We start from the raw sequence: 5,674 nt of genomic DNA, 5'->3' as shown, positions 1-5,674 counted from the left end.
CCAAATCCAATAACTCTTTGTCCTCCACTGCATCGCACTTGTTTAAAAATACTACTACCGAAGGCACGTTTACCTGCCTTCGGTAGTAGTATTTTTAAACAAGTGCGATGCAGTGGAGGACAAAGAGTTATTGGATTTGGTAGAGATGGAAGTAAGGGATTTGTTGACGAAGTACAATTTTTCTGGTGATAAGACGCCGATAATCAGGGGTAGTGCGTTGCAGGCATTAGAAGGGAAGCAGGAGGGTGTGGATTCAATAATGGCGTTGATGGAAGCAATAGATGCGACGATACCACTACCGGCGAGGGATATAGATAAGCCGTTTTTAATGAGTGTGGAAGATGTATTTTCGATTACTGGGAGAGGTACAGTAGCGACAGGGCGAGTAGAAAGTGGGAAAGTAAAAGTAGGTGACAATGTAGAGATTATAGGGATACAGGACACGAGGAAGTCGGTGGTAACTGGGATAGAAATGTTCAAGAAGTTGTTAGATGAAGCGCAGGCTGGTGACAACATAGGGATGTTGTTGAGAGGGATAGAAAAGATGCAGGTAGAAAGAGGGCAGGTAATAGCGATTCCCGGGTCAATAAAGCCACACAAGAAGTTTAAAGGGAAGGTATATATATTGAAGAAAGAGGAAGGTGGGAGACATACGCCATTTTTCGACGGGTATCGGCCGCAGTTTTATTTTAGGACGACAGATGTAACTGGGATAGCGCATTTGCCTGCGGGAAGGGAGATGGTAATGCCTGGGGATGACGTAACGATGGACATTGAGTTGATAATGCCTATAGCGATGGAACCGCAGTTAAGATTTGCAATCAGAGAAGGTGGTAAAACAGTTGGTTCAGGCGTTGTTACTGAAATTGTTGAATAATATTGTATAATGTGTAGGGTGGAGAGAAAATAGGACACTGCACTCTGTAATCTTAAAAGAGGTGAGGTATTTGGATGGTGGAGGTGTCCTGTTTGGGAGATTGAGAGAATGAAAGTTTTCTATAAAAACATTCGAGAATAGGCTCTGCCTGTCGGAATGTGCTGGTATGAAGGTTGCAAAACCTTTCCGTAATTGCTCCAACATACAGGTGTGGTTTGGTTTTGCTTAAAGCAAAACAGATAAAATTTAGTGTTTTAAATAGCTGTTGCCTGGCTTGAAGTACATGGAATGTTGTGTTATGCTAAAGCGCAAATGTAAGCAGAGATAAACAGAGATCAAATAAATAGGATTAAAATTTATGGTAAATGAAAAAGTAGTGCCGACTCAGCGTTTAAGAATTAAGTTGCGGGCATACGATCATAAAATGTTAGATGATTCGCTTGTCAAGATAGTGGAAACGGCAAGGCGTACCGGAGCAGCTATAACCGGACCTGTGCTTTTGCCTACTAGCATAAAAAAATATACGGTCAACAGATCTGTTCACGCGGATAAAAAATCACGCGAACAGTTTGAAATGAGAATTCATAAGAGATTAGTTGATATTCGCGAGCCTTCGTCGAAGACTGTTGAAGAACTTATGAAGCTCGATTTGCCCGCGGGAGTTGATATTGAAATTAAGATGTAATCCCTCAAAAAAATATTTGAATCGTAGAGAGAAAATATGTTAAAATCGATTATTGGAAAAAAAGTTGGTATGACGCAGGTTTTCGACGATAAAGGGAATCTCATACCTGTAACAGTGGTAGAGGCAGGACCTTGTGTTATCACGAGTGTACGCACAGCTGAAAAGGACGGCTACTCTGCTGTTCAGCTTGCTTTCAGAGACGTAAAAGCAAAAAATCTTAATAAGTCTCAAGTAGGTCTTTTTAAGAAAAATGATCTTCCACTTAAGAAGATTTTAAAAGAATTTAGAGTTACTGATGTTGCTGAGGTTACAGTCGGACAAGAGATAAAAGCAGATGTGTTTAAAGCAGGCGACTATGTTGATGTTTGCGCTGTGACAAAGGGTAAAGGTTATGCCGGTGTTATCAAAAGACATAACTTTGGTATGCAGCCTACAACTCACGGTCAATCCGATAGAACTCGCGCAAGGGGTTCTAGTGGCGGGCAGGGACCGCAGAAAGTTTTAAAAGGCATGAAAATGTCTGGACATTTAGGTGGTGAATATGTTACAATACAGAGATTGCTTGTAGTAAAAGTTGATGTTGAAAAAAATGTCTTGCTTATTAAAGGCGCTGTTCCTGCTGTAAAGACCGGAACATTGATCATAAGCAGTACGCTTAAAAAAATTCCTGGCGTCAGAGAAATAAAAGCCAAGGCAAAGAAGTAGCTGAATGTAAATATGTGCTAGCGATGTCTTTGCGAGGAATGAAATGATGAAGCAATCCAGCATTGTTGTTGTCTAGATTGTTGCGACTTGCAGATGTCACAAGTCTAGCAGTGAGTTGACTATAATGTATGTGAAAGATTGTTCTGTTGGTGTTAATGGTTCGTTGTTGTTTGTCTAGTGTGTGTAAGTTGACAATGGTTTAATAATAATATCTATCGTGTGTTTAGTGTTGTCGGTGAAAGAGAGAGAGAATGGAAACAATAGTTTACGACGCAAAGGGTCAGGAAAAAGGAAGAATAGAGCTTCCCGCGTTTTTTTGTACGGAAGTTTCCGGCGTGCTTCTGCATGAAGTCACGACGGCATACTTAAGCAATCAAAGATTTGGTACACACAAAACAAAAACGAGAGGCGAAGTTTCTTTTTCAGGAGCGAAACCGTGGAAACAGAAAGGTACGGGCAATGCTAGAGCTGGTCAGAGAAATTCTCCTTTGTGGAGAAAAGGTGGTATTATTTTTGGACCGCAACCTAGGGACTATTACACAAAGATGTCAAAGCAGAAAAAAAGATTGTCTTTGAGTATGGCGTTTTCTGCACAACTTCAGAAAGGCAACGTGATAGTTGTTGATTCTGTAAAAGTTGACGAAGTTAAAACAAAAAAAGTAGTGGAACTTTTGAGGAATCTTAAAGTTGAAGGTCAGAAAATTATTTTCGCAATTTCTAACGATATAAATTTTAAAGTAGCGTCTAGAAATGTGCAGAATGTTGTAGTTGAAAATATTAAAAATATCAACGCGTATCAAGTTCTTTGGGCAGATAAGTTGATTACTACGCCCGAAGCGATTGATTCAATAAAAAAAAGACAATCACTATAAGCGAAATTGGTTGCCTTTTATTATTTGAGGAATAAAGTAAAATGGAAATCAGGAACATTATTAAGAGACCGATAGTAACGGAAAAGGCAACGCTTCTGAAAGAAAAAGACAATAAATATACTTTTGTAGTAAATAGAGATGCTAATAAATTTCAGATAAAGCAGGCTGTAGAGTCTTTGTTCAACGTAAAAGTAGAAAGCGTGCATACTTCAAACTATGCTGGAAAAAGCAAAAGGATGGGCGCGCATTCAGGATACAAGAGCGATTGGAAAAAAGCAATGGTAAAACTTGGCGCAGGACAGGAAATTCAAATGGTCGACGAGGTCTAATTTTAGGCTGAGTAACGGTAAAGTCTTACCAAATGTAGTCTTTTAGCTTTAGAAGTAAATTATGGGTAGTGATCCAGCAAGGGGTTGGTTGTATCTAACGTTGCGAGGGTGCGCCCGAAAACAGGAAAAAGTAATGCCGATTAAAACATTTAAGCCTTATACGCAGTCTAGAAGACAAATGTCCGTATCGGATTTTTCAGATATCACTAAGACGGAACCTGAAAAATCGTTAATACGGGTAGTGAAGAAAAAAGGCGGTCGCAACAATACCGGTCAGATAATGGTTCGTTTTAGAGGCGGCGGTCACAAAAGATTTTACAGAGCTATTGATTTCAAAAGGGACAAGTTTAACATTCCGGCAGAAGTAGTCGCAATCGAGTATGATCCCAATCGTTCTAGTAGAATAGCTCTTTTGCAATATCAAGACGGTGAAAAACGATATATAATTCAGCCTGTAGGCGTGAACGTTGGAGATTCTCTCATGTCCGGTCCGGATGCCGGGATAAGACCGGGGAATTCTCTTCCACTTACGAATATACCCGTAGGTACTTTCGTACATAACTTGGAATTGGCAGTAGGCAAAGGCGGACAGCTTGTTCGTTCAGCTGGCGCTGCTGCCCAGCTTCTTGCGAAAGAGGGCGATTATGCTCACGTAAGAATGCCTTCTGGCGAGATCAGGCTTATTCGAGTAAATTGTTACGCGACAATTGGTCAGGTAGGAAATTTGGATCATGAAAATATTACGATGGGATCTGCAGGAAGAAATCGCCATATTGGTAAAAAACCTCATGTTCGCGGAACTGCAATGAACTCTGTCGATCATCCACACGGAGGCGGCAGAGGCAAATCCAAAGGCAAAAATCAACCTAGAAGCCCTTGGAATCAGCTTGCTAAAGGGTTTAAGACAAGACCAAAGAAAGTTTGGGATTGGGTAATAGTGAGTCATCGTGATAAAGCTAAGAAGTAAGTAAGCGGAGGAAAAAATAGATGAGTCGTTCAACAAAAAAGGGTCCTTATGTGGATGAGAAGCTACTGAAGAAGATGCAAAAGTTAAATAAAGATGGTGATAAAAAAGTTGTTAAAACGTGGGCAAGAGCAAGCGTTATAACTCCTGATTTTGTCGGACATACGATAGCAATACATAATGGGAAAAAGTTTCTCCCGATATTTATATCTGAACAAATGGTGGGGCATAAATTAGGGGAATTCGCGCCGACAAGAACTTTTAAAGGTCACGGCGGAATGACGAAGCGAGAAACATCACTTACGTAAATAAAATGTGTGAAAATTAGTTTTTACTCAGGAACGATGTCAAAGACTCAACAGTTGAGCGGGATGGCTATGTTGAACGTGAAAAGGATATATATAAAAGATGGAAGCGAAAGCAACAGCGAAATTTGTTAGATACACTCCAAGAAAAGTTAATCAAGTTCTTATGCTTATCAGAAATAAGAAAGTTGAGAAGGCGTTTGGAATACTTTCTTTTCTTCCTAAATCTGCCGCGGTGCTTGTTGAAAAAGTTTTAAAAAGCGCGATTGCAAATACAGGGAAGCTTAAAGATTTTTCGGGTTTTAAAGTGAAAGAAGCGTGGGTTGGAAATGGTCCTATTTTGAAAAGGACGAGACCTGGTCCGAAGGGAAGAGGGATGCCGATAAAGAAGAGAACGGCGCATCTTACAATAATTGTTACAGATGTCGGTGTAGTTCCGGAAAAGAGAAAGAAAAAAATTTCTGAAGATGTAGTTAATAGCGATGGTAGTGATAGAAACAAAGTGAGATAAAATTTTTAGGAAAGGTAAGAAACATGGGTCATAAAGTACATCCCAAAAGCGTAAGGTTAGGATATATCAGAGAGTGGGAATCTAAATGGTTTAACTTAAAAGAGATGCCTGATTTTATAGAAGAAGATCGTCGCGTAAGAATCTATTTAAAGGACAAGCTTGTTAAGTTGGCTTCTGTATCGAAAATTGTCATAGAACGACCTGGTAAATATTTGCGCGTAAATATTTATACATCTCGACCTGGTATTGTGATCGGAAAAGGCGGACAGGGTATTGAAAATTTGAGAAAAGAAATTGAGTCCATGACAGCGAAGAAAACCTTTGTGAACGTTATGGAAATTAAGAGACCTGAAATTGATGCTCAGCTTGTAGCTGAAGGCATTGCCTTCCAATTGGAAAAACAAATTGCATTTAGAAGAGCAATGA

The 5,674-nt window shown here is 39.8% G+C and carries 7 protein-coding genes and 2 pseudogenes; all 9 read left to right on the top strand.

Features of this window, described 5'->3' with window-relative positions; genetic code table 11:
* Positions 1-61: 61 nt before the first annotated feature.
* Positions 62-877: pseudogene (locus LE180_RS05955) on the top strand (elongation factor Tu); the annotation flags it as partial.
* Positions 878-1,235: 358 nt separating this feature from the next.
* Entirely contained in the window at positions 1,236-1,562 is a 327-nt protein-coding gene (gene rpsJ / locus LE180_RS05950) for a 30S ribosomal protein S10 (RefSeq protein ID WP_374134540.1), read from the top strand.
* 36 nt (positions 1,563-1,598) lie between these two features.
* Entirely contained in the window at positions 1,599-2,267 is a 669-nt protein-coding gene (gene rplC, locus LE180_RS05945) for a 50S ribosomal protein L3 (protein ID WP_374134539.1), read from the top strand.
* 251 nt (positions 2,268-2,518) lie between these two features.
* Positions 2,519-3,139: a 50S ribosomal protein L4 gene (gene rplD / locus LE180_RS05940; RefSeq protein ID WP_374134538.1), complete on the top strand. Its 621-nt coding sequence runs from the start codon at positions 2,519-2,521 to the stop codon at positions 3,137-3,139.
* Between the two features lie 41 nt (positions 3,140-3,180).
* Positions 3,181-3,468: a 50S ribosomal protein L23 gene (gene rplW / locus LE180_RS05935; protein WP_374134537.1), complete on the top strand. Its 288-nt coding sequence runs from the start codon at positions 3,181-3,183 to the stop codon at positions 3,466-3,468.
* 133 nt (positions 3,469-3,601) lie between these two features.
* Positions 3,602-4,435, top strand: coding sequence for a 50S ribosomal protein L2 (rplB, locus tag LE180_RS05930; RefSeq protein WP_374134536.1), 834 nt, complete (start codon positions 3,602-3,604; stop codon positions 4,433-4,435).
* A gap of 20 nt (positions 4,436-4,455) precedes the next feature.
* Positions 4,456-4,740, top strand: coding sequence for a 30S ribosomal protein S19 (gene rpsS / locus LE180_RS05925; RefSeq protein ID WP_374134535.1), 285 nt, complete (start codon positions 4,456-4,458; stop codon positions 4,738-4,740).
* A 100-nt stretch (positions 4,741-4,840) separates the two neighbouring features.
* Positions 4,841-5,158 (top strand): annotated as a pseudogene (gene rplV, locus LE180_RS05920) (50S ribosomal protein L22); the annotation flags it as partial.
* A gap of 113 nt (positions 5,159-5,271) precedes the next feature.
* Positions 5,272-5,674 (top strand): 30S ribosomal protein S3 (gene rpsC, locus LE180_RS05915; RefSeq protein WP_374134534.1); only part of this gene is annotated, 403 nt, incomplete at its 3' end.

This window comes from Candidatus Endomicrobiellum pyrsonymphae (genome assembly GCF_020328025.1).
Classification (GTDB): domain Bacteria; phylum Elusimicrobiota; class Endomicrobiia; order Endomicrobiales; family Endomicrobiaceae; genus Endomicrobiellum; species Endomicrobiellum pyrsonymphae.
The sequence above is the reverse complement of the archived record's forward strand: the minus strand, read 5'-3'. Positions and strand labels throughout refer to the sequence as shown.

Bases quoted from the DNA above. Each gene is read 5' to 3' on its own strand.
- rpsJ (WP_374134540.1), top strand. From the start codon at position 1,236: ATGGTAAATGAAAAAGTAGTGCCGACTCAGCGTTTAAGAATTAAGTTG.
- rpsS (WP_374134535.1), top strand. From the start codon at position 4,456: ATGAGTCGTTCAACAAAAAAGGGTCCTTATGTGGATGAGAAGCTACTG.
- rplD (WP_374134538.1), top strand. From the start codon at position 2,519: ATGGAAACAATAGTTTACGACGCAAAGGGTCAGGAAAAAGGAAGAATA.
- rplB (WP_374134536.1), top strand. From the start codon at position 3,602: ATGCCGATTAAAACATTTAAGCCTTATACGCAGTCTAGAAGACAAATG.
- rplC (WP_374134539.1), top strand. From the start codon at position 1,599: ATGTTAAAATCGATTATTGGAAAAAAAGTTGGTATGACGCAGGTTTTC.
- rplW (WP_374134537.1), top strand. From the start codon at position 3,181: ATGGAAATCAGGAACATTATTAAGAGACCGATAGTAACGGAAAAGGCA.